This window comes from Pseudarthrobacter sp. CC4 (assembly GCF_048957775.1).
Classification (GTDB): Bacteria; Actinomycetota; Actinomycetes; order Actinomycetales; family Micrococcaceae; genus Arthrobacter.
The window spans coordinates 1-21,424 of record NZ_JARCCZ010000045.1 but is presented as its reverse complement, the minus strand read 5'-3'; the positions used below and the strand labels follow the sequence as shown (position 1 = coordinate 21,424).

Sequence of the window (21,424 nt, the reverse complement as noted above, 5' to 3'; positions counted from 1 at the left end):
CACCCTCCCCGCCTACGCCCGCTACCTCACCGAAGCCCGCGAAAAGGCCACCGCCGAAGAACTCGCGGCAGCGTAGGAGAAAAGCAACGCTGGTCAGTGCAACAGCCCAATCACAACAGGACCCCCGAAAGCCGGGGCTGGGCTGGCTGCGCACGATGGTGCCCGCTTTGCCGGCAATCGCCGAGAAACCATCCTCCTAGGAGTCCCCTGCTGACAACCTGGTTAATCCAACCCACCGAAATCTAGAGCGGGTTGCCCTGGCTTATGTTGGCCTGGGGCTAGACCGCGGTGACCGCAATTCAGTTGATGGTTCCAACCTCCATACGCGTGAGTTTCGTCGTTATGACCGGTTGGCGCCGCAATAGTCACTTCTCCATGTGTAAGTCGAGCCGAGGAAGAATCATGATAAGAATCAGTAATCGTCGAATTGCCGCCGTTGCCGGCTCTGTGGGGGTGTGGGGCGCGATCGTGGCTGGCGCTGCGGGTCCGAGCCCTGAGACGCGTGCCCTTGCCGCATCGGAGAAACATCCCGTGGAAATCGAGGTGTTTGCTCCTCGCAAAGGGGGCACCGCCGGAATTTCTGGTGCTGGATGGCTGGTAGATCTGAGCGTGCGATACGACGGCGGCCTGGCCGCAGCAGGCTTCTCCGATCTACAGCTCACTGGGCCCGCCGCGCATGCGAACACCGCGCCCTTTCCCGGCTCGTTTTCCACTGGTCAGGATGATCGTTTGCCGGGCCTCGTTGTACTCGTCTCCACCACCAGCAGCACCATCAAGGGTTTCTCTGGTCCCGGCACAAACCTGGCCAACCTGTTCAATCTCACCGGTGTGACTGACCGCTCGAAAAAGGGCGCTGAAATTTGGGATTCCTGGATCGTCGGCGCCCCAATTGCCGGTCGGGACGTGGACAGCACCCTGACCGTTGCTGTGATCGCCGACCTCAACCACGACGGTATCTACAACGATGCCCCGGGCGTCGTGGCGGACGCCAACGGTGACGCCACGATTGATGCACAAGATCTCGAAGCCATCGGAGTCGCATCCAAGATCACAACAATCCCATTTCACATTTCAGGCGACCCCAAGTAGGGCGAGTGTGGTGTCGGGCGCGCAACACGCTGCAGGGGTCTCCAATAGCGGCGTGGTTTCTGTCGGCAGAAGCGCCAAAGGAAACCCAATGGCGTCTGGTCGGCTGCTGCCCAGGGCTTTGCGGCTGGTGCTCAAAGCCCTCGAAATCACTGATCTGCAGGCCGCCAGAGACCTATTTTCCGCCCAGATCGCTGCTGCTGATAGTGGCCGAACCGCGCCGGTGAGCCAATCGTCCTTCTGGTGTCGCTGCCGCAATTTGCGCAGCTCAGCGCTTCTCCTAGATCTTCTCGGGTCGTAAAGACCTCCCACCACGACTGTTAGGTGAGAGGCAAGCGGTTGGTGAACTGGATCCCCTTTCACAGCAAGACGCGACTTTCCTGCCAGAGTTGGCGGGCAACCCCCTTAGCCGGCCTTCGATATCTATGCAGTGACTGCATAAAGTCAAAACGATCATGGCTGGACTTGGCGGCAACTACGCCGACTTCCGCGGCAAAGGTGGGCGGGAAGAGCTCGTCGGCCTCCCGGTGTTGGGCGTCCCGTAGGGAGTAAGCTGCCCGCATCTGGACATCCAGCCGCTGTCCTTCAGCCCGCAACGCATCCAGGTCAACTCCGGGCAGAAGGCCTCCAACGACGACGGGGCGTCCGGCCACGAACGTATCGGCACCTGCCGCACCGTGCCGTTGAACACGAGCGTGCGTAACGGGTCTTCGATGGCACTGTCCCCGAGATGCCCCAAAAAGGCTATCGTGATGTCGGCCTCCATGCCTGAGGGCAAGGTCTTCCCGGGTCACCACGTCCCAGAGCCTGCGCGCCGCCGATGGTCGCGGCGTCGAAGTAGTCGGCCAGAGCGGGTCCCGGCTTCTGGCCTTTGCTCGACCAGGCGGGCGTTCTTCCACCAAGCAGCACAACGGCCTCCTTGGCTTCGTAGTCCGGAGCAAAGCCAACCGAAGAAGGACGCCAGGACCAAGGACCCCCGGCTCCGACGTGAAGTCTCACGTCGGAGCCGGGACTCCGCCTTCGATAAGGACTGAAGGCATGTGGCGCAGTCCGACCGTGCAGCCGGTCCGCCAAATTCAGCGACTCAGGTCCAACTCAAGTCCCATTGATTGCTCCACGGCACTGTCGTAAAGAATTCGGCCGATGGCCAAGTCCAGCACTCCAATTCCCACCGAGTTGAAGAGCGTGATGTCGTCCCTCGAGGTCCGGCCGAGCACCTTCCCCGTGATGACGTCACCGAGCTCACCCCTCACATCGCCGACGCTCATGACCCCCTCACTTATAGGAATCATCAGGTCACCAGACTTCGTCGTCGCTGTCGGCAAGCTGTCCACAAATACTCGGGAACGAACCATCCCAGCAGAATCTATTTCACGATCTTCCGGGCGGGGACGGGCCCCTACCGCGTTGACGTGCAGCCCAGGCTTGAACCATTTGCCGAAAACCACCGGTTCCGAAGCCGGAGTGAGGGTGCACAGAACATCGGCCGATTCCACAACATCCTGCGGAGAGGCTGCGACCACCACCGTCAACTCGAGGTCGGCGACCTGACGCTGGAACGCGTCGGTGGTTTCAGCTGTGCGGGACCACACCACGACTGTTTTTATAGGAAGAACGGCAAGCATTGCATGGACGTGCGCGACTGCCAGGGCGCCCGCGCCCACGAGCCCGAGGACCGAACTGTCAGACCGCGCCAGCACTTTGCTGGCAACGGCGCTGGCTGCAGCCGTGCGGACTCGAGTGGGTATGCGGCCGTCAAGGATCGCCAGCGTCTCCCCCGTGGACCGGGAAACGAGTACGATTGTTGACCGCTGCGTTGGCAACCCACGATCGGAATTCGCAGGAATATCGGCGAGCAACTTCACAGATGCAAGTCCGTCGGCTGCAGATAAAGCCGACATCGGAATGAACCGGCCCCCGGATGGGGGAAGGCTAAGGGAAGCCGGTGCCGGCTGATGCGCTAGGCCTGCTGATATGTCCGCAAAGGCACTTTCTACCGCTTTGATGGTTCTGGGCATGTCGGCTAACGTGTGGAGCTCGGACGCGGTGAGAATGAGGGTCATTTATAGGTCCTTCCGTCGGTGGGCGAAAACGCTTTCCAAATCTTCAATCGCCGAACCCCCGGTTCATGGCAATCTGTCCGTTCTTGACCACCAAGTTCCGCAAAGGACGGCTCACCACAGCTTCAGCTACGTTGCGCGCCGGGACCACAACAAGGTCAGCCTTGCATCCGACGTCCAAACCATACTTCTCGAGCCCTAGGATCTTCGCGCCGTTATATGTAGCCGTGTCCAGGGCCATCTCAATGTCCTGATCACGGCGAAGGTCTCCGCGATAGGCAACGAACATGGCACGTTCGAGCATGTCGCCGTTCCCATAGGGAGACCACAGGTCCCGAATGCCGTCGTTCCCGCATCCGACGTTTATTCCGTACTCCGCAAGTATCTTCAGCGGCAGCACCGGGCGGCTGAACACGGCTGCCGTAGTCAATGAAATGCGCGCTTCAGCCAAGCCATCAAATACTTTGGATTGCACAGGAGCGGGCATATCAGCAAGGCAGAATGCGTGGCTGATCGTGACCCTGTCCTCCATACCCATCCCCTTGGTCCGCTGAATGATCTGGAGTACCTGCCAGACGCCAAGTTCCCCTGGGTCGTGAAGGTGGATATCAATGTCACACCCGGAGTTGCTGCCAATGTTGAATATGGCATCAAGCTGGCCATTAGGGTCGCCGTCAAAGCCTGCCGGATCGACGCCGCCAATGGCCGTAGCTCCCATATCAAGGGCATCCTTCAGTAACGACGCTGTTCCCGGGCGCGTTACCACCCCCTGCTGCGGGAAGGCGACCTGCTGAACATCGATGCGTTCCCTTAGGGACAGTGCCGCCTTCTGCACAGCCTCTATTCCGGCGAGCCCGACTTCCGGGTCAACATCCGTATGCGTTCGGATGCTTGTCGTTCCACCCACGGACATTTGCTCCAACAGTGCCGTGATGCGGTCCAAGGAAGGATAGGCAACATCAAGGCGGCGGAGCCTTTCATCCGCTATACGCTCGGCGACACTGGGACCTGCAGTGTGCGGAATCCATGGGCCGCTCCAGAGCGTCTTATCGATATGGCAATGGCTGTCCACGAGCCCGGGTAGCAAGAGCCCGCCCTGACAGTCGATTACTTCTCCCTGGGTCTGTCCGGGATGCAGCTTCCCGACTGCCACAATGTGTCCATCCGTGACCTGTATGTCAACCGGCCGGGCGTCTGATGGACGACGGACGTTCTGGAGAAGCAAGTTGGTGTTTGGCTGCATCAGCCCTCCTCATTGATGGCTCTGCCGGCACCTGAAACAGTGACCCCGGCGGGTGCAACAGGGACCTCGTCGCTACCTTCGTGGACAGGTTTCTTACTCTCAGCGGCTTTGCCGAGGATGTCTTTTGCCCGCATAGCAACCGGCATGTGTTGGGACGTGCCCCCCTTAAAGATGAGGCTGAGGAGTATGACAACCGATAGATTAGCCGCCAGCGAAATAAGTCCGGTATTGAGGTTGCCGGGCACAAGCTTTGTGAAGTAGAAGAACGTCACGAGGGTACAACCGACCACGATTCCCGCAGAGAGAGCGGGCGCCTTGAATCTCCTGAAGAACATGACACCGAACCATGCGGGGACGAGCTGGGCCGTCAAAGCCAGGGCCAGATTTAAGAAGGTGAGCATGATTGAGGAAGTGAAAGTAGACAGCGTGGCTGTGAAGACCAGAAAAAGTCCCATGACCAGTTTCACGCTATGGGAAGACTTGGATTTAGAGAGTGTCGGGACGAGATTGCGGGTAAGGACTCCGCCGAACATCAATGAGTTCCCCGCAAGAACAATCAGGGCAGACAACCCGGCGCCGGCGGCTACCAGGCCGACAATCCATTCGGGCGCGAGATCCCGGGTGACCGCCAGGAAGACATCGTCCGGGTTCGACAGGTTGGGCGCGTGGCTGATGCCGTAATACGCGGCGAATACCAAGAGCGGGTACATGAGCATATACAAGGGCATCCAAATAACGGACTTCTTGATAGAACTTTCCGATTTTGCGGCGAAGAGGAACTGCGCGGGAAAGGTCAGGTAAAACTGAATCGACTGTACGAATATGGTCGACATCGCAAAGATAAGAGCACCGCCAGTAACCGTGGTCATGTCCGGCCTCGTGGCTACCTCTTCAAAGATCCCGGGGATTCCCTTGGCGGCAATTACGGCAACAATTCCAGCAAGGGTTATTCCCAAGAACATAAACAAGTCCTTGACAATGGCGACGAAAGCGGTCGAGCGCATTCCGGAAATGGCTACATACAGGAAGGCAATCACCGCAGACCCGACGATGATGCCGAGCCGGCTCAACGGCAGTCCGAGACCGCTCAGAACTGTTTGCAGTCCAACGAACTGGAACACAGCCCAAGGTATGAGAGCCAGAACGAAAGTGAACGCGGCCAGCTTTTCGAGAAGCCGGTTTTTGTAGTGGCCATACATGACGTCCGGCACGGTTACCGCGTTGTAAACCTTGCCGGCGCGCCAGACCAGAGGTGCCAAGAAGTACCCGAAGACATAGCCCAAGAGAATGTACCCAATGAACCAGACTCCGTATGAGGCTCCCTTCGCGTAGATACCGCCCGGAAAACCGAGCATCGTTCCGACGCTGTATATCTCGCCTACCGCGAGGAAAAAGATCAGCCAGCCAGGCAGAGAGCGGCCTGCAATCAACGTGCCCAAGGGTCCGCGGGTTGTCACGCCGCGTCGCGCTGCCAAGGCCACGCCGATCGAGAGAGCGATGATACTGAAAAAAACAACCGCAATCATTCGGTTTCTCCTTCCAGTCGACGATATGCGGCGCTTTCCAAGTAGCGCCATGAGATCCAGAAGCACAGGGACGTCAGAGGTAGCCAGGCAAACAACCAGGCAAACACCATTGGTATCCCGATGACGGTATGAGGGTTGTTACTAACTAGCGGGAGTCCGACAAGTATGGCCAGGGCAGGGATTCCCATCGCAACGCCCAAGGACCAGCGACTTCCGATCACAGTTACTCCTAAATTCGGATGGTTGGATTATGAGCGGAAGCACAAACTGAACGAGAAGCACTGTTGACCCGCCTGTTGTTTGAGTCCGTTATCTCAAGTGGAGCCAACATTAGTTCTGGTATACCATTCGAGACAGGGCCAGTTAACGTCCCCTGACAGGAGCCAGTTGCCATGGGAGTGGCCTAAGGGTCCACCGTCTTGCTGAGCTGGGCAGGCAGCGACTCGCGGCTCAACTTAATGTGTGCGTATACAAGCGCATAGGGGGCGGCCTTCGCCGACTGGGCTGCACAGGGCCGCGTGCTCTTCGTGTTTGCGGCTCATTGCTCCGGTTCTGCGCCAGCCCGAGGGTCCAGCGCGTCCGTCCAAGAAGCGGCGTCATGGAATCCGTCAGACGGCGGCGACCTGGAGCCGGACGATTCTCGAATGTATTTCACTGCAGAACAGCAAGGCCTGATGCGGTCGAACCTCTTCAATCGCCGAACGCGAGGCCGCAAGGGGCTTACGCAGGCGCCCTGCACAGCCGTCGGCAACTCGCATTGCTGCCGCTCTCGCAGCGACGGCCTTAAGACAGAGCCAGCGTCCCGCGGTGCACCACTGCGCCGCTGAAGGACGGCAACGAATCCATTTTGCTCCAGCCGCTGGATAGCCTCCCCCGCCGGCATCCCGGACACCCGGCACTTCTCTGATAGGCCACGAGCATAGGGGCGGGAAGCGTGGGGTGAACAATCCGGATCCGGGCATGCTGATGAGACGATGAACCAGAGGGGAAGGGCCGTCTTCCTAACCCGGGCCACTTCGTGCCGAGGAAGCCCGGCTCGGCCCCGGAAGACTTTCGTCGCTCACCTCCACGGAGATGAGGCGTCCTTTTACTGCGAGGTGTCCGGCTACCGCAAGAAGTATTGCTTCCGCGGCCAGCGCCCAAATGGTGGCTTCCCAGCGTTGAGTCCACTCGAGAAGCAGGGCGGCACCTATGGGACCCATGGCCGCCAAAGCGAATCCGATTCCCTGGCTCATGGCCGATAATTTTCCTGCGGTCAGAGGCCCGGCCGAACGAATAACGATCAGTGTCATCGCAACTCCGAATCCTGCGCCCTGGGCAACGCCCAAAAGACCCACAAGAACGAACTGCAGGTCCCCCGGTGCTGCGAGCATAGTTAGCAGGACTGCGGCCATCAGAATGCCTAAACCGGATGACATGAATGCAAGGAGATTGCGGCGGCCCGCTAACACGGGGGCCAACAGACCGGCGGGGAGCCCGGCCACGTTGAACCACCCCAGAAAGGCAGCGGCTGCGAGCGGTGTCATGCCCTTATAGATGAGGAAAGCAGCCAAGCTTGATGTGAGCGAGAAATAGAGCATGGCTTGCAGGCCAAAGAAGGCAGTCACAGCCCAGGCCGTCGTCTGTTTCCGCAACGGCAGAGGCGCCAAAATGCCGATGCAGTTATTTCGTGGAACACCTCCGGCCTCCTGCGGATCTTCGGGCTCTGCCAGGGTCAGCGGCGACATGCCACCCGCGCCCGTCGGTGAAGGGCCGGGCTCGCCATGCCATTGGATCAAAAGAGCACCCACCAAAGCAGGTATTGCCCAGACGGCAAGGGCCCACGTCACGCTGCCTCCAAACAGGTACTGCAAAGGCTGTGTCAATCCTGCCCCCAACGCCGCACCGAGACCGATACCCATGGTCCACAGTCCGGTTGACCATGCTGTGTCGCGGTTTGCCCTTAGTACCTGGGGCACCAGGACGCTCGCCGCCATGATGGCAACGCCGGCCAGAAAGGTGCCGGGGAGCATGACAACGGGACCTAGAACACGCCCGCTCAAAGCGGCAGCGAGAACAAGCATTGCGACTGCAATGGCGCGTCCAGGGCCGACACGGCGAGCGAGCCACGGTCCACAAGGGGCAGAAAGTCCGAAAGCCAGTACCGGAAGCGCCACGAGAAGGGGAATTGCCCGCGGGTCCAAGCCCAGTACAGATCTGAGTTCTTCTAAAACTGCTGCCACAGATGTGATTGCTGGACGAAGGTTGAAGGCGACGAGCGTGATGGCGACAAGCAGCCACCAATTCCGGAACATCATCACCCGACGGCAGCCCACTGATACATCTTCCGCTTGGTGCAACATCGGGCCCTCCTGTAGACTTGGTATACCAAAGTGTAGTCGAGGGTTTTGGACTCCACGCGTTGGTAACAACGTAGATGCAGCGGGTCGTGCATGGCGCCGCAACGTGCCATCCGGGGAGACGTCTCTGGCGGCATCAGAGATTCCCCCAAAACAGCGACTTCCCGTGGGACGCGGAAAAGCACGGGCCAGATGGCCGGCATCCGTACACCGGCACCGACAAAGAAGGACAGCAATGGCAGCGTTTGAATTGATCATGACCATCACTGCGGAGAACAAAGCGGCTATGGACCATCAAATCGCCGAAGCCGAACGCATCGCCATAGCCCGCGCCGTCGTCGACGGCACCAAAGGCATTATGGTCACCCGTCATAAGCCGAACTTGTGCACTGTGGTACTCAGCGACGAGGTTCCCTACGGCCTAACGCGGGAACGCCTGCTTATGTAGCAGCGGGGAATCCCACACATTCAGGTGCGGGAGCAAATCCAGGCGGCTCAGTGATCTGTCCTAAATTGCGTCGATCAGCATGCCGGCCATTCCTGGCGCTGGGCTTCGATGGCGACTCCCGGCAGTGGTGAGTCAGGCCCGGTTAGAGGTGTTGTGCCAGCTGGACAGCCCTATAAGTAACGACTGCCACTTCATCAACGATGTCCCCTTTCCTCTCGGCGCACTAGGCTAAGAACGCGCGTTCGGCGCCGCCAGTCAGGTCTAGGGCTGAATCGACGTGAGGACGTCCTCGTAAGCCAATCAGGAAACCCCGAACGCTCGCTCTTTCGGTGATTGGTCAGACCTCTGGAAGACATCCAGCCAGACCTTGGAGCGATGGAGCGAGGCCCAGCTCCACGTGGGCAAAGCCCAGGGCTGCCGCTAGGTCCGCTTTGCCGTTACAGATGGCTGGCACAGGCTTAGGTGCTCCGCACACTGAACCTGCGGGTTGCGGTGCCCGGTCAGGGTGAAAAGCCACTGCGTCCTGCCCAACAGAGGCTTCATTGAGTACTCCAGCAGGGAGTTGCCCCCCCCCCCCCCCACCGAAACGATTTTGCATGCAGGGCGGTGTTTTTGAGTGGCATCTGCGCATGGTCATGTGCAGGGTTACTTCTTCTGCCTTGCCCATCATCTGCTGCAGACGCGACGACGACTCGCCCCGTGCCGCGGTCTGGGCCGCGAGGCGCGCGGCGACCACTTCGAGGCTGAGCCGGACGTCGAATAGTTCTTTAACGTCCCGCAGGGTGGTCTGCTTGACGGTGGCTCCACGCCGCGGGGAGGTGTGAGTGAAGCCTTCTGTTTCAAGCTGCTGAAGGGCTTCGCGGAAGGGCACGCGGGAAACGTCCAGAGCCTGTGACAGCTCGCGTTCCCTAAGCCGTGAACCGGGCGCGAAGTCAGCTCCCACGTGGGTGCCGCGTTCGGCTTGGATGTCCTCAACGCCCATGACGCCCTCGGTCACAGGGATGATCACGCGCCCGATTAGGCCTTGGCCGTGGCCAGGCTGTCCACAAAGACCCGCGCGCGAACCATGCCTGCCGAATCTATCTGCCGGTGGTCCGCTCTCGGGCGGGATCCGAAGCGTTAACGGAATCAGACCGGTGGATTCAGGCTAAGCCTCAGGCTGGCCGCGTGCCGACGGAAAGCCGGGCGGGTCGTGAACTGAGCGGAATGAAACTTGCCCGTTTGGCGTCGATGACTATCCGGCCGTTTGCTGCACAAACCTTGCTCTCACTCAGCGCTCCCATTGGGAAATGACCGCAGTCTTGAACCAATTGCTGGCATAGGTGCATTTCAATTTCGAACTAATCGTACGTGCACGACAAGGGACTGCCCGGTTTTAGCTGAGCCGGAATCTTAGGCCGCTGTGAGCGCGGGCGGGTTGATTGGTTCATATTTGATGGGGTTAGTTTTCCCAGCCGTATTTGCCGTCGGCGGCGGGTGGAGCAGGATGCTCACGGTCACATTCGATAAACACTGATAAACCCGTCACCCCTTGAATGAGTCGCTGTATCCTTCTGAAACAACGTGGCGCGAGTCACGTGACCTGAGAGCAGCAGGCAGGGTCGTAATGAGCTGGCATCAATTGATGCCAGCTCTTTTTTGTTGACCGACCGTCTGGATGCAGAACATCTATCAAAGGAGAAAGATGAAGCTAGAGTTAGCAGTACTTGCCGCTATTGGGATTGCCTTGACTGGTTGCAGTGCCCAGAGTGTGGCCCCGAAGACCGGCGAGAACGCAGCATCGTCCTCGGCCTCAAAGTTGGAGGTCGCCATGTTGCTTGCAGGGTCAGCGTCTGATGGCGGCTTCATGGAATCAGGGTTCAACGGACTTCAGCGCGCCCACGATCAGCTGGGAGTTGAAATCAGCTACAAGGAAGGCGTTGAGCCGGAAAAAGCTGCTTTGGAGAGTGCGCTAGACGAGCTCGCCAGCTCAGGCGTGGACATGGTCATCGCACACGGCGGCCAGAACGCAGAAGCCGCGAAGACAGTAGCACAACGTTTCCCGGAAACCATGTTTGTCGTCACCCAGGCAAACGTCACCGGTCCGAATCTATCAAGTTACGAGGTCCTCCAAGAAGAGTCTGCGTGGCTGGCAGGGGCAGCCGCTGGACTCCTGACGGAAACCAACGTCGTCGGCCACATGTCGGGCATCCGGCCAATTCCTGGACTCAAAGGTAGGGCGGCGTTCGTCGACGGAGTAGCTCACACAAACCCTCAAGCGACCGTCCTATCAAACTTTTCGGGGGACCAGGATGATATTGAGCTCTCACGAAAGATAGCCGTCGCGGAGATAGAGGAAGGCGCTGACTACATCTTCACGATGCTCAACGCTGGGCGCCCAGGAGTAACCCAGGCTATTCAGGAGACAGGAAGAGCCCGACAGTTTGGAAACGTCCGGGACTTCACCCAAGATGACGCAAAGGTATTTGCCGGTTCTGCCGTTGCTGATTCCGGGGCAGCAGCATTCGCTGCAGTAAAAGACTTGGTGGGCGGTACGTTCCAGGCAGGCTCCAGCCACCACATAGGCCTTGAAAACCCTGACGCAGTCAGGCTGACGCTTAGCGAGGACATTCCACAGGAGGTTAGGGCAAAAATAAGTGATCTCGCCACGAAAATCGCTGCTGACGAGATTACCGTAAGGACCGAATATACTGGCCCGGAATTCGATGTGAAGTAGCCCCGGCTCCGGCAGTAAGTATGTCAATACTTGGGCCACGGTCGCCGGAAATGTACGGCCGTGACTCAATAAAGCTAAATATAGAGCCCTGTGAGTGCCGCGCAGCTGTGGGCGGCACTCACAGGAAGGCCGGCATCAGACGTGAAGGAACTATTGGAGACCCATCTGAAGGACACTTCAGATGGGTCTCCAATCCCGGACGTTTGGCTTTCTCAGCGGCCAAGCACCGAAGCTGCGATCTGCTGTGCGGCTTGTCCCGGTGTGATGTCGGTGGTGTCGATGACCTCTGCTTCATTGTGCAGCCAGGTGCGGGCTGCGTCAGCGTATCGTTCCAGATACGCGAAGCGAAGCGTTGAGGGGCCGAGAACTTTGTCGTTCTGTATGCGTTCGCGCAGAGTCGCTTGGTCGGCATGGAGCACGAAATGCCGGATCGGTATGCCGTGCTTAGTAAGACCGTCGCTGATCTCCCGCCAGTAGCTCTCAACCAGAACTGTCATCGGCATCACTAGTGTGCCTCCAGTGAACTCAAGCACGCGCCGCGCAGTTTCGACAACGAGCGGCCGCCATGGCTCCCAGTGTTGGAAGTTATCTGTCGCGGGGAGCCCCGGTGTGATGTCCATGAGCACCTCGCCGACCTTCTCAGCGTCGAGGGCGCGCGCGTCGGGCAGCATTGGCTGCAAGAGCGCGCTTGTCGTCGTCTTTCCCGCTCCGTGGGTGCCGTTGAGCCAAACGATCATGGAGCGAACTCTAGCGTCACGGAGTATCGTTCATAGACAAGTTCTTCTCACGTTTGCCTAGTACCCTCATCGTCATAGGGCAGATTGCCAGGAGCGAGCCGATGAGCAACACGACGTCGCCGTGAGCAAGGTCCCAGATCGCGCTTCGGACCAGTATCCGGTCTTTCATGGACCCTGGGCCCGCCCCGAGGTACTCTGACCTGCAAAGCTCTGGGGTAAAACCGGGCTCACTGCGCCGGCGGGGACGCCGTTGAACCGCATCCGGGGGGATTCGATGACCACACCGGTCCATGCCGAAGACGAACAGCGTTCTCTGGCAGACGAAAGCTCCGGGGACGGACCCGCAGCCTCAGAGCCCGGCTCGACGAACTTCACCCTCACCGTTGAAAGCGAACGGATTCTCCGGATTACGTTGCGTCCCGGAAGTCAGATTACTGCCGCGGACGGAACCTCCGTGCGGGAGCGCTTCCTGACCCTGACCGGAGGCGCGGGCTGCGCGGTCTTACTGCAGGTCACGGGCGTTGAGCATGTCAGCCGCGATGCCGTCCGTGTCTTCAGCGAAGCCGTAACCGTCACAGCCTTTGCAATCCTTGGCAGCACGTCGGTGGACCGGGTCATCGCCCACGGGCGGCGCGGACTGCCCCTGCCAAAGTGCCCGAGCAGGTATTTCACAGACGAGCAGGAGGCCTTGAAATGGCTCCGCGCTGCTAAAATCCCGGCCGGGGCATGCGCCTCCTGACCCCCGACCCTAAGCGGCCCGGTTCCACGGCGCGGAACCCGCCACACATGCCTGATCGAGGGATTTCCACTTCGCTGCGAGTCACACGCCCATGGATCACCGCACCGTTCGTGCCCGTTAGCGGAACCCTCTGCGGCACTTTCCGCTAGGCTCCGGACCATACTTTCGTCCTGGATCATTCTGATTTCACTTCACGCAGTCGCCGGATAGGCAGCGGAGAGAACACAGACGGTGACGTGATCCATTTCCGTGGTGGCTGCGGTGAGCTGTGCGGTGATCCGCGAATTTTCCAGATCAGGGCGGGCAACGACGACGAGGGTGCGATGCGGGGTTCATGAAGGGTTGTGTTCTTTCACAATCAGATTCAAAGCTACGAAATCCGTGCCGATTTGCCGGAGACGGCCAGCGTCGACCGGGGTGGCCAGCAGAGCAGCAGTCCGGGATTTAGGGGCGGGGACAGGCATCGTGGACGATGCGTCGGGCCAGGCCCAGGGCGCGTGTCCCGTAGGCAGCGCCGTCGAGTACGGAGCCTGTGGCATAGGCGCCGTTGAGGATAAGAAGAAGTTCATCCGCGAGCTGGTCGGAGTCGTTGGCGTCGGCCTCGGCGGCGAGGGAATGGAACCAGTCCCGTACCTTCTGCTTGTGTTCTACGGCCACCAAATGCGCCGGGTGCTCCCCCTCCGGGAACTCGGTGTTCGTGTTCAGCATCGGGCACCCGCGATAGGAGGCTCCGGCTGTGTCACCGGCGAGTACCTCAAAGACGGCTACGAGCTTGTCGCGGGGGTCCGGGAATTCCTCGGCAGCCTGCCGCATCCGTTCGAACCAGGCTTCCGCGCGGCTCTGCACGTAGGCGGTGGCGAGAGCGTCCTTGGTGGGAAACTGGCGGTAAATGGTGGCGTTGCCGACGCCGCATTCCTTGACCACCGTGTCCATCCCGACGGCCCGGATGCCGCGCTGGTAGAACAGGCGGGTCGCCACTTCGAGAACGTTGCGCCGGTTCTCTTCGCCGGTCTTGCGTGCCACGGAAATCCCACTCCTATTTGAACTCTCACCAGAGGTCTTGCTGCTTCAAGTTTGACAGACGGATCGATCCGTCACAAACTGTGGGAGAACGATCCGTCACATCGGATCCAGTCATCGACAACGGGAGACAGCCCATGAAAACCGCCATTCTCGGAACCGGCACCGTAGGCCGCATTATCGCTGCACGGCTGGTCGAACTCGGACACGGTGTCACTATCGGCACCCGCGATCGTGAGGCCACACTTGCTCGCACGGACGCCGACGCCATGGGCAACGCACCTTTCGCCGACTGGGCAGCGGAGAACCCCGGCGTCGCTCTGGCCGGCTTCGCGGACGCCGCAGCAGGGGCTGAACTCATTGTCAATGCCACGAATGGCGCCGCCTCCCTGGACGTCCTGGCCCAGGCCGGGGTGGAACACCTCGACGGAAAGGTCATTCTGGACATCGCCAACCCCCTCGACTTCAGCCAGGGCACGCCGCCGATCCTGTTCGTCAAGGACACTGATTCACTCGGCGAGCAGATCCAGCGCGCTTTCCCCGCCGCCCGAGTCGTGAAGTCGCTCAACACCCTCAACGCCGATCTCATGGCCCGTCCGGGTAGCCTTCCCGAAGCCAGCACGGTCTTTGTCTCCGGGAATGATTCTGCCGCCAAGCAAACCGTCACGGAACTGCTAAAGGAGTTCGGCCACCAGGATGTCATCGACCTCGGCGACATCACGACAGCGCGGGGCACCGAAATGCTCCTCCCTGTCTGGCTCCGCCTTTGGGGCGCACTCGGCACACCTGCCTTCAACTTCAAGATCGTCCGCTAGGACACTGGACAAGGCAGCAGATCACCGTCCGCCACAGTGGCCCGGAAGCTGCACCTCATGGCAAGGGTTCCGCGCGATATAGCCGAGCATCTCCGCGGTATTCATGGCTGCCGTGAACGCTGGGGATAGTCTTGGGCGCCTTTTCCTTGGCCGTCATCGATTTGGCCCAGTGATTGAGGAGCCGGTAGTCGATTTTGTCGACCAATGATGTTCCGGATGTGCAGGTCCAGCATTACCTGGTACGTCCTGGTGGTTCCACTGGACGGACGGGTCAAAAGATCGATGTGTTCCTGGACGACCTCGTCAACTGTGGGAACGCGGGTCTCGTTTGACAGGATCGCATGCTGGGCGATCTCGAAGGACTGACCGTTCGCCTCCCGCCTCCGTTTGACCTTTTCAGCCTCAGTCTCGGAGGCAACTGTTAGGCCCCGCTGCTCGCGACTCTTCGGGTCCCGCCAGAACGCCATATAGGCACGTCCGACGTTTTCTTCATACGAAGGAGGGGATGGGCTCTCCACACTCCTGCTCATCCCCTGGTACCAGTCCTCGAGGCATATGCAATGGCTTGGTCACGCACTTCACCGATGTACGCGTCCGACTGGTTGTAGGCGTAGATCGCCTCGGTCCACCCGTCCGTAGTGGTGAGGTCACGGCCGCCGGAACACAGATACGTCGCCGCACTGAGGGCGGCATCATCGATATTGAATGGATCCGCCGTGCCATCCCCGTTCCCGTCCCGCCCGACGAGCTGCCACGTGGAAGGAATGAACTGCATCGGTCCCACAGCACGGTCCCAACGGGGATCCCCGTCCAGGGCACCCGCATCTGTGTCAGCGATAGCGGCGAAACCGGCACCGTCGAGAACCGGGCCCACAACCGGTCGGCTCACCTCCCCCGCGGCGGTCAGGCTGCCGCCGCCGTACGTCCCGTGTGCTGTTTCGACGAAACCAACGGCCGCCACAGTGTTCCAACCGATCCCGCACGTCGGAGCAGCAACATTCACGGTCGCGGCCGCGGCAACATACGCCCGCAGCGCGCGTTCAGGGATCCCGGTCTGCCCAGCAGCCCGGACAACCCAGTCAGCATCCGGGTTTCTGGTGACATTCACGGCGGTGGTCATGCCGCCAGGCAGCATCTCAAGCTCAGCCTCCGCTCGCGGCGGTGGAGAAAAGGCACGCCGCGCTTCAACGCCAGCTTGCCCAAGGGCCCAGGACAATGAAGCGGTTGTGACACAAACTGCAAACACGATTAGAACCACGAGGCGTCTGAGACGAAGCACCAACCAATCAAACCACCGCAGAAGTCATGCTGCCTGTTCTCCGCACCCAGATGAATGAGCAGAAGTACGAACTGCTTGTCATTCCCATAATCGCTGGGCGGGTCCTCCGCGCAACCAGGGCGCTACCGCGCCGACCCCAAGACCGAAAACTTGCCAGACCGGAGGGGAATGGCTTCGAAACGAAGTTTTCGCTCCCGACACAGGTTTCCCAAGTTGCACTTCGGCCCCTTAGCCCAGCGGGTGGTCCCCCTACCAGAACGACACCCACAACCAATAACCGGAGAAAAGCCCGGCAACACCGGGTGAGGGGTGTCGACGGGATTATGGAAAAGCTTACGATTAGAACACCACCAGATCTCCTCAGCTTTATGGGGCACACCCTGGGTTTTTGGCCACAGGAGAGATTCTGTTGCTTCCGCGCCTAGACGTCTCGGGCTACTTAGACCCCGGCAGTGTAAAGCTGCCCAATATTTGGCGTTTCCTTAACACTGCCTCAGCGCGTTCCTGTCATTTCAGGGGATTGCTTGAGTCGAAACTGATCTCCGTACAACTCTTCATTGTCACGGGTTCTGTGCCGGAGGAGACTTGAGGCGACGGCATCCCATCCCGGACCGCCCGCGGGGGCCACCCGGCTGCAGGGCCTCACAGCACCCCTGTAGCGGCTTGGTGGATCGATGAGTTCCATGACACCCCTCGAACTGGCCGCTCAGCGGCCGCGCCATCTCCTGCCCCTGGTGGCTATCGCACTGATTGGATGTCTCGGCGGGTGCCAGTATGAGTCCGACGACGTCTCCCTCCCGTCCGCCAGTACTCCGACTACGGAGGTTCGCACGCCCCCACCGCTGCCGAACGGCGGCGACACTGGCACGGTCCCACCTCTGCCGAAGAATGGCGACATCGACGCCGGCACATACCTCGTCCTCGTCCCCGGCTACACGGAGCCTTTCGAGATCACCGTCCCAGACGGCTGGAAGTCCTTCGACGGCGACAGCGTAATCAAGGACGACCCGGATCACCCGGATGAATGGGCCGTTTACCTCACTTTTTGGCCCGCCGACTATGTGGCGACGGACGCATGCACGTGGGTGGGCAAGCTCGCCGAGGTCGAACCGTCGCCTAAGGCCTTCGTCGATGCGATGGCGTCGCAGACGTCAACGGCAAGCACCCCTGCCGTCGAGGTCATGGTGGGCAATTACTCCGGCTTCGAGTTCGACCACTCCGTCGAGGGCGACGCGGACATCACAGCCTGCGACGGCGGCAAGTTATGCATCCACTCAGGATCCTCATACGAATGCTCACGCTGGTACTCAAGCGTGGCTGAACGCGAAACCTACCGGGTGGTCGACTTGAACGGCCAGCGCGCTGTGATCGCGGTGAGCCAACTCCACGAATCGATCAACCCGGAGCTGACGAGAGAGGCACGCGCCGTCTTCGACTCCATCGTGTTCAGGTCCGGCAAGTGACCAGCTGATGCGATAGGCGATCCCGCCTGTGGCGCCGACTCATTGCATGGGCAAGCAAGAATACGGCATACCGGCACTAAGCCCATGGGAGCCTGAAATAGGCCTTCGGATCATCGGTACCCAGCAGGTCATGATGGAAGGCAATGGCGTCCACGGGCCGGGTGTCAACGAACAGAATCGCCACATCCCTGGAGTGGACCACGGTGTAGCGAGTCAGGTCTTCGACCCAGGAACGGATCCCGGTGTACTCCTCGACGAACAACCCGTCACCGAGCAGGCCCCGCTCCTCGAGCAGGTCGTAGACAACATTCCAGGCGAGATCCATCAGTTCGTGGATCGCCGCCTCAACTGTTGGAGCCGTCATAGGACCATGGTGCTCCCGGGCACCGACAGTATGGTGGACGACGGCGGGCGTGTCCTGGGAGCGGGGGCAGTCGCGGGTTAGGCTGACCGGAACAGGCGCGGATTGGGGGATCCAGTGAAACGCAGGATCTGGTTGGTCTTCGCGGTGATCCTGGCGCTGGGGGTCACGGCGCACTTCATGGTCCGCTCCGCCGAGGACAAGGTCACCGCCGACATGCTTTCCCGCGCCGGGCGATTCGCCATCCCGGCCGACTGGAAACCGGCCGACGAGATTGTCCGCCCCGAGCGGTTCATGTGCATCAGCACCAACCCGTGCCCGAGTCTGTCGCGGCGCTGGGACACCGGGAAAGAGCTCACCGACGACGACGTCGCGGCAATAAAGTCGGGACTCGGGTTCGAGATGAGGGCCGACCGTCCGTGCGCGAGGCCATCGAACGCCATCGGGGTCACCACCATCTGCAGGTCCACCGGCACGGACGGCGAATACACGTACATGCTCAACGTCACCAGTCCTGGTCTGAACGACCCCCAACTCGTCACCCTGATCATCAGGCCACGCTAGGGGCCGGCTTAGCTACTCCTGATCCCCGGCCTCCGCGCCATCTTCGAGATCGCCGGCAGCAATCCGTTCCGCGGTCCGCCGGTAGGCCTCGGCGATGTAGTCTTCGATGTCGCTGGCCCCGATACGCCACAGGCCCTGGCCACCGACCTGGATTCCGCGAAGCTCCCCACTGCTGGGCAGGGCCCTGATCTGGTTCTGGTTCACGTTCAGCTCTTCGGCCGCCTGCGAGATTGTCAGGAATCGACGGGCTTTACGGGTTCATCGGTCACCGGTTCATCCTATGTGCGGCAACGCCAAAGGCCCCGGACCGTGAGGATCTAGTGCCTTGTGCGGGAGCTGTTCCTAGTTGTCGATGGCTTTTCGGTCCATGGACTTCAGCGCGGCGAGCCGTGCTTCCACTTCGGTCTGCTCCCCGAGGTCTTCCAGGGAGGCGAACTGGGCGTCAAGGGATGAGGCGGCGAGTTCCTGCTGGCCGCGGACGGTGGCTTCCTGGCGGCGGATGCGCTCCTCGTACCGGCCAATCGCCGAGGTCGGGTCGCCGGCGTCCAGGGACTTGAGGGCGTCGTGGACCTGGGACTGGGCGGCGGCCGTCCGGGACCGGGCCACCAGCTGGTTGCGCTTGGCGGTCAGCTCGTGCAGCTTGCCCTTCATCTGGTCGAGCCCGCCCTTGAGCTTGTCGACGATCTCGTTCTGCGCGGCCAGGCCCGGCTCCTGGGCTTTGGCGGTGGTTTCGGCGGTCATCTGCCGCTGTAGAGCGAGTCTGGCGAGGGCGTCGAACTTGTCCGCGTCCACACTGTTACCGGCGGCGCGGAACTCGTCGGCTTTCCGGGAGGCGGCGATGGCCTTGTTGCCCCAGGTGTTGGCGTCGTTGACGGCCCGGCGATAGTCCTCTTCGGCCATGCGGACGTTGCCGATCGTCTGCGCGACCGCGGCCTCGGCTTCGCGGATGTTCTCCGAGTAGTCCCGGACCATCTGGTCCAGCATCTTCTGCGGGTCTTCGGCGGAGTCCAGGAGGGCGTTCAGGTTGGCCTTGGCGAGCTGGGCAACGCGGGCGAAAATACTCTGCTTCACGGGGGTCTTTCTGTTTTGAGAGGGTACAACTGCTGCGCGTCATCTGTCCGATCGAGGGAAGGGCCTCACATTGCGATACCGATCAGGGACCTAGGGCGAGCACCGGCGCCGGATAGGGTGAATGCAACCAGGTACGCATGAAACAGCGAAAGGTCACCTCATGGCAACTTCCGAAAAAGCGGCAACCAAAATCATTGAAGGTTTTAGAAGATCAAACGAAACCTTCAACCGAGAGTGGGTCCGGTTGGAAGCAAACCTGACACAGCACGGAAAGCTGTCGTTTGATGACCAAGACCTGGCAGACCCCATTGACCATGCAATCTCACAGCTCGTTGCAGCTGTGGGGGAAGACATCGATCACGCCCTGATCGTCAACGCGCCAAAGGGCCCTCCGGGGTATGCACTCGAATACCACTGCGCGGTATTCGGCAAGGGAGTGCTGGCTTACGTTGAATTCAGCAACGAAAGCCGCGATCCCGAGATCATAGTGCACACCATCCCCCGAACCTCGATCACTGAAATTCAGGTTCGGGCCGCAAAGGACTACCGGAACGAAAACGGTCGTCTCGTGTGCGTCGTGAAGTACGCCAACGGGCCAACGCTCGACATCCGCGAACGGAACAGCGAGGGCCAGGACGTCGCCGAACCGGGAGCGTGGCTCCAGCAACTCTTGGATGATCTCCGCGAAGATCTGGCAGCCGCACGCTAGCGGCGGAGGACCGGCACACGTTGTGCCGGTCCTCTCAGGCAACTAGCGTTTACCACCTGCCTACCGGGTTGGCGGAAAGCCAGGTGTTGGCATCATGTCAGAGGCCCAATTAAGGACAGACCATCTACTGTCATTCAGCTGCATCACCATCGGATACGCCAAACTGTCAGCACCCGCTTTCCAGACCCCGTCCGGCGGCATTTCTGCATGGACGTAAAGCATCTCCGTGTCCAGCGCTATGACTCGTGGAGCAACACCCATGCCGCAAGTCGCAAGGTTCAGTGGGTAAGCCTTTCGAAAGCCTCGAAGAAGCACCCTTTCGAAATCGGCCCACAAAGGATGTTCCGTAGGCGCACTTGGGGCTAATTCGTCGGCAACTTTGACCAACTCATAACCCGCCTGTTGGAGAGCAACCCTGTTGGCTGTCGCCCACCACTGCACCCAACAGACCCGAAGCCGGGGATGAACTAGCGGCCAGGCTCTGGCCAGGTCTTCCTTATAGAAAGCATCCAGAAACTTCAAGGCAACGGACACTACCTGCGACTGAGCGCTAGCTTCATTGTCTTCCGGTTCCAAGGTCATTCGCCAATTATTATCGAAGCTCGAACTACTCCCCCAGCGTTCCACTTCCTTGGAAACCGGGACACCCGGTTGAGACGCTTCTCCTTGATGCGACAGCAGAATGACGCCATCTTGCTGTCCACTCGCGCTTTGGTCATTCATCACAAAGGCTGACACTTTCGGTATTCCCAGAGTTCACGTTCTGCCGGCGCGAGCGGTGAGCAGATCAGATCGAAGCGAGTCAAAGAGTCGGGCGGTACTTCCGTTACGTTGCGAGGAGTAGCGTGGCATGCCGACCACAAGGGGAGGGACCCCGTCGAATACGGCGGTGAAGGATATGTAGTCCGGATGTTCCTCGTCCGGCACATCGAAATACTCCACGTGGTGCATCGTTAAACTTTGGATGCTTGAGCGCGGAACAATTTTTACGTCTCCCTTGTAGGGATATGGAGAGTAGTTGTTCGGGTCCACGGTCTGCAGATCGCCGGAAATTACGAACAGGGGTGTAACGATGGTTGCTGTGTACCGCGGCAGGCTGCCCCCGCGGCCGCCTTCTACATTGGACACACAGAACTGGACCTCATCGTCTTGTATCGCCCGCGCCAGCCGGCCCTCTGATATGTAGGTTTGGTTGTCAATAGCGCGTAGGTGAGCGGCTCCTGGATTGTGGTTCCGGGGGCCGCTCAT

22 protein-coding genes are annotated in these 21,424 nt (G+C 60.2%); 8 read left to right on the top strand and 14 right to left on the bottom strand.

Translation table 11 applies throughout. The annotated features are described in order from the left end of the window. The first annotated feature begins 531 nt into the window (after positions 1-531). Positions 532-1,089, top strand: a complete 558-nt coding sequence (locus tag PV768_RS21105; protein WP_421094108.1) for a hypothetical protein — start codon at positions 532-534, stop codon at positions 1,087-1,089. A 1,073-nt stretch (positions 1,090-2,162) separates the two neighbouring features. On the opposite strand, the gene PV768_RS21100 is transcribed toward PV768_RS21105, so the two are convergent. The 5 genes from PV768_RS21100 to PV768_RS21080 all read right to left on the bottom strand — a co-directional run bounded on the left by PV768_RS21100 (position 2,163) and on the right by PV768_RS21080 (position 8,257). Beyond that, on the bottom strand, positions 2,163-3,149 hold the full coding sequence (locus PV768_RS21100) for an ornithine cyclodeaminase family protein (protein WP_421094107.1): 987 nt from the start codon (positions 3,147-3,149) through the stop codon (positions 2,163-2,165). Positions 3,150-3,192: 43 nt separating this feature from the next. Beyond that, positions 3,193-4,389 (bottom strand): amidohydrolase family protein, encoded by a 1,197-nt coding sequence (locus PV768_RS21095; protein ID WP_421094106.1) that lies wholly within the window; start codon positions 4,387-4,389, stop codon positions 3,193-3,195. Next, a complete protein-coding gene (locus PV768_RS21090) occupies positions 4,389-5,915 on the bottom strand; it encodes a sodium:solute symporter family protein (protein ID WP_157242474.1) in 1,527 nt (508 codons plus the stop codon). Before PV768_RS21090 ends, PV768_RS21095 begins: the two co-directional genes overlap by 1 nt. Continuing rightward, positions 5,912-6,103 carry a DUF3311 domain-containing protein gene (locus PV768_RS21085; protein ID WP_157242475.1) on the bottom strand — a complete coding sequence of 64 codons (192 nt, stop codon included), beginning with the start codon at positions 6,101-6,103 and terminating at the stop codon, positions 5,912-5,914. Before PV768_RS21085 ends, PV768_RS21090 begins: the two co-directional genes overlap by 4 nt. A gap of 813 nt (positions 6,104-6,916) precedes the next feature. After that, positions 6,917-8,257: an MFS transporter gene (locus PV768_RS21080; protein ID WP_421094105.1), complete on the bottom strand. Its 1,341-nt coding sequence runs from the start codon at positions 8,255-8,257 to the stop codon at positions 6,917-6,919. Between the two features lie 232 nt (positions 8,258-8,489). Here PV768_RS21080 and PV768_RS21075 point away from each other — a divergent pair, with 232 nt between their 5' ends. Beyond that, entirely contained in the window at positions 8,490-8,702 is a 213-nt protein-coding gene (locus tag PV768_RS21075) for a hypothetical protein (RefSeq protein ID WP_157238210.1), read from the top strand. 337 nt (positions 8,703-9,039) lie between these two features. On the opposite strand, the gene PV768_RS21070 is transcribed toward PV768_RS21075, so the two are convergent. After that, complete coding sequence (locus PV768_RS21070) at positions 9,040-9,684, bottom strand: GntR family transcriptional regulator (RefSeq protein WP_421094110.1); 645 nt, start codon at positions 9,682-9,684, stop codon at positions 9,040-9,042. Between the two features lie 702 nt (positions 9,685-10,386). On the opposite strand from PV768_RS21070, the gene PV768_RS21065 reads away from it, so the two are divergent. Continuing rightward, positions 10,387-11,418, top strand: a complete 1,032-nt coding sequence (locus PV768_RS21065; RefSeq protein WP_421094104.1) for a BMP family protein — start codon at positions 10,387-10,389, stop codon at positions 11,416-11,418. Positions 11,419-11,630: 212 nt separating this feature from the next. Here the strand turns inward: PV768_RS21065 and PV768_RS21060 are convergent, their stop codons facing one another. Next, positions 11,631-12,155, bottom strand: a complete 525-nt coding sequence (locus PV768_RS21060; RefSeq protein ID WP_421094103.1) for an AAA family ATPase — start codon at positions 12,153-12,155, stop codon at positions 11,631-11,633. A gap of 274 nt (positions 12,156-12,429) precedes the next feature. Here PV768_RS21060 and PV768_RS21055 point away from each other — a divergent pair, with 274 nt between their 5' ends. Next, complete coding sequence (locus PV768_RS21055) at positions 12,430-12,894, top strand: hypothetical protein (protein WP_421094102.1); 465 nt, start codon at positions 12,430-12,432, stop codon at positions 12,892-12,894. Positions 12,895-13,338: 444 nt separating this feature from the next. On the opposite strand, the gene PV768_RS21050 is transcribed toward PV768_RS21055, so the two are convergent. Beyond that, the gene (locus PV768_RS21050) at positions 13,339-13,917 is read right to left on the bottom strand and encodes a TetR/AcrR family transcriptional regulator (protein WP_321216094.1); all 579 of its coding nucleotides are present in this window, start codon (positions 13,915-13,917) and stop codon (positions 13,339-13,341) included. A gap of 134 nt (positions 13,918-14,051) precedes the next feature. Here PV768_RS21050 and PV768_RS21045 point away from each other — a divergent pair, with 134 nt between their 5' ends. Continuing rightward, positions 14,052-14,729: an NADPH-dependent F420 reductase gene (locus tag PV768_RS21045; RefSeq protein WP_421094101.1), complete on the top strand. Its 678-nt coding sequence runs from the start codon at positions 14,052-14,054 to the stop codon at positions 14,727-14,729. Between the two features lie 526 nt (positions 14,730-15,255). Here PV768_RS21045 and PV768_RS21040 read toward each other — a convergent pair. Continuing rightward, positions 15,256-15,849, bottom strand: coding sequence for a lytic transglycosylase domain-containing protein (locus tag PV768_RS21040; RefSeq protein ID WP_421094100.1), 594 nt, complete (start codon positions 15,847-15,849; stop codon positions 15,256-15,258). A gap of 842 nt (positions 15,850-16,691) precedes the next feature. Between PV768_RS21040 and PV768_RS21035 the strand changes: the two genes are divergently transcribed. Beyond that, positions 16,692-17,471, top strand: a complete 780-nt coding sequence (locus PV768_RS21035) for a hypothetical protein (protein ID WP_370460288.1) — start codon at positions 16,692-16,694, stop codon at positions 17,469-17,471. A gap of 76 nt (positions 17,472-17,547) precedes the next feature. Here the strand turns inward: PV768_RS21035 and PV768_RS21030 are convergent, their stop codons facing one another. Next, on the bottom strand, positions 17,548-17,835 hold the full coding sequence (locus PV768_RS21030) for a hypothetical protein (RefSeq protein WP_421094099.1): 288 nt from the start codon (positions 17,833-17,835) through the stop codon (positions 17,548-17,550). Between the two features lie 114 nt (positions 17,836-17,949). On the opposite strand from PV768_RS21030, the gene PV768_RS21025 reads away from it, so the two are divergent. After that, complete coding sequence (locus PV768_RS21025) at positions 17,950-18,396, top strand: hypothetical protein (protein WP_421094098.1); 447 nt, start codon at positions 17,950-17,952, stop codon at positions 18,394-18,396. Between the two features lie 12 nt (positions 18,397-18,408). Here the strand turns inward: PV768_RS21025 and PV768_RS21020 are convergent, their stop codons facing one another. Both PV768_RS21020 and PV768_RS21015 read right to left on the bottom strand, forming a co-directional pair. Continuing rightward, positions 18,409-18,627: a helix-turn-helix domain-containing protein gene (locus PV768_RS21020; protein ID WP_421094109.1), complete on the bottom strand. Its 219-nt coding sequence runs from the start codon at positions 18,625-18,627 to the stop codon at positions 18,409-18,411. Positions 18,628-18,738: 111 nt separating this feature from the next. Further along, positions 18,739-19,467 carry a PspA/IM30 family protein gene (locus PV768_RS21015; protein ID WP_421094097.1) on the bottom strand — a complete coding sequence of 243 codons (729 nt, stop codon included), beginning with the start codon at positions 19,465-19,467 and terminating at the stop codon, positions 18,739-18,741. 160 nt (positions 19,468-19,627) lie between these two features. On the opposite strand from PV768_RS21015, the gene PV768_RS21010 reads away from it, so the two are divergent. Then, the gene (locus PV768_RS21010; protein ID WP_421094096.1) at positions 19,628-20,176 is read left to right on the top strand and encodes a hypothetical protein; all 549 of its coding nucleotides are present in this window, start codon (positions 19,628-19,630) and stop codon (positions 20,174-20,176) included. A 60-nt stretch (positions 20,177-20,236) separates the two neighbouring features. Here PV768_RS21010 and PV768_RS21005 read toward each other — a convergent pair whose 3' ends face one another. Beyond that, entirely contained in the window at positions 20,237-20,914 is a 678-nt protein-coding gene (locus tag PV768_RS21005; protein ID WP_421094095.1) for a hypothetical protein, read from the bottom strand. An 18-nt stretch (positions 20,915-20,932) separates the two neighbouring features. Further along, positions 20,933-21,424: hypothetical protein (locus PV768_RS21000; RefSeq protein WP_421094094.1), on the bottom strand; the 492-nt coding region annotated here is incomplete at its 5' end.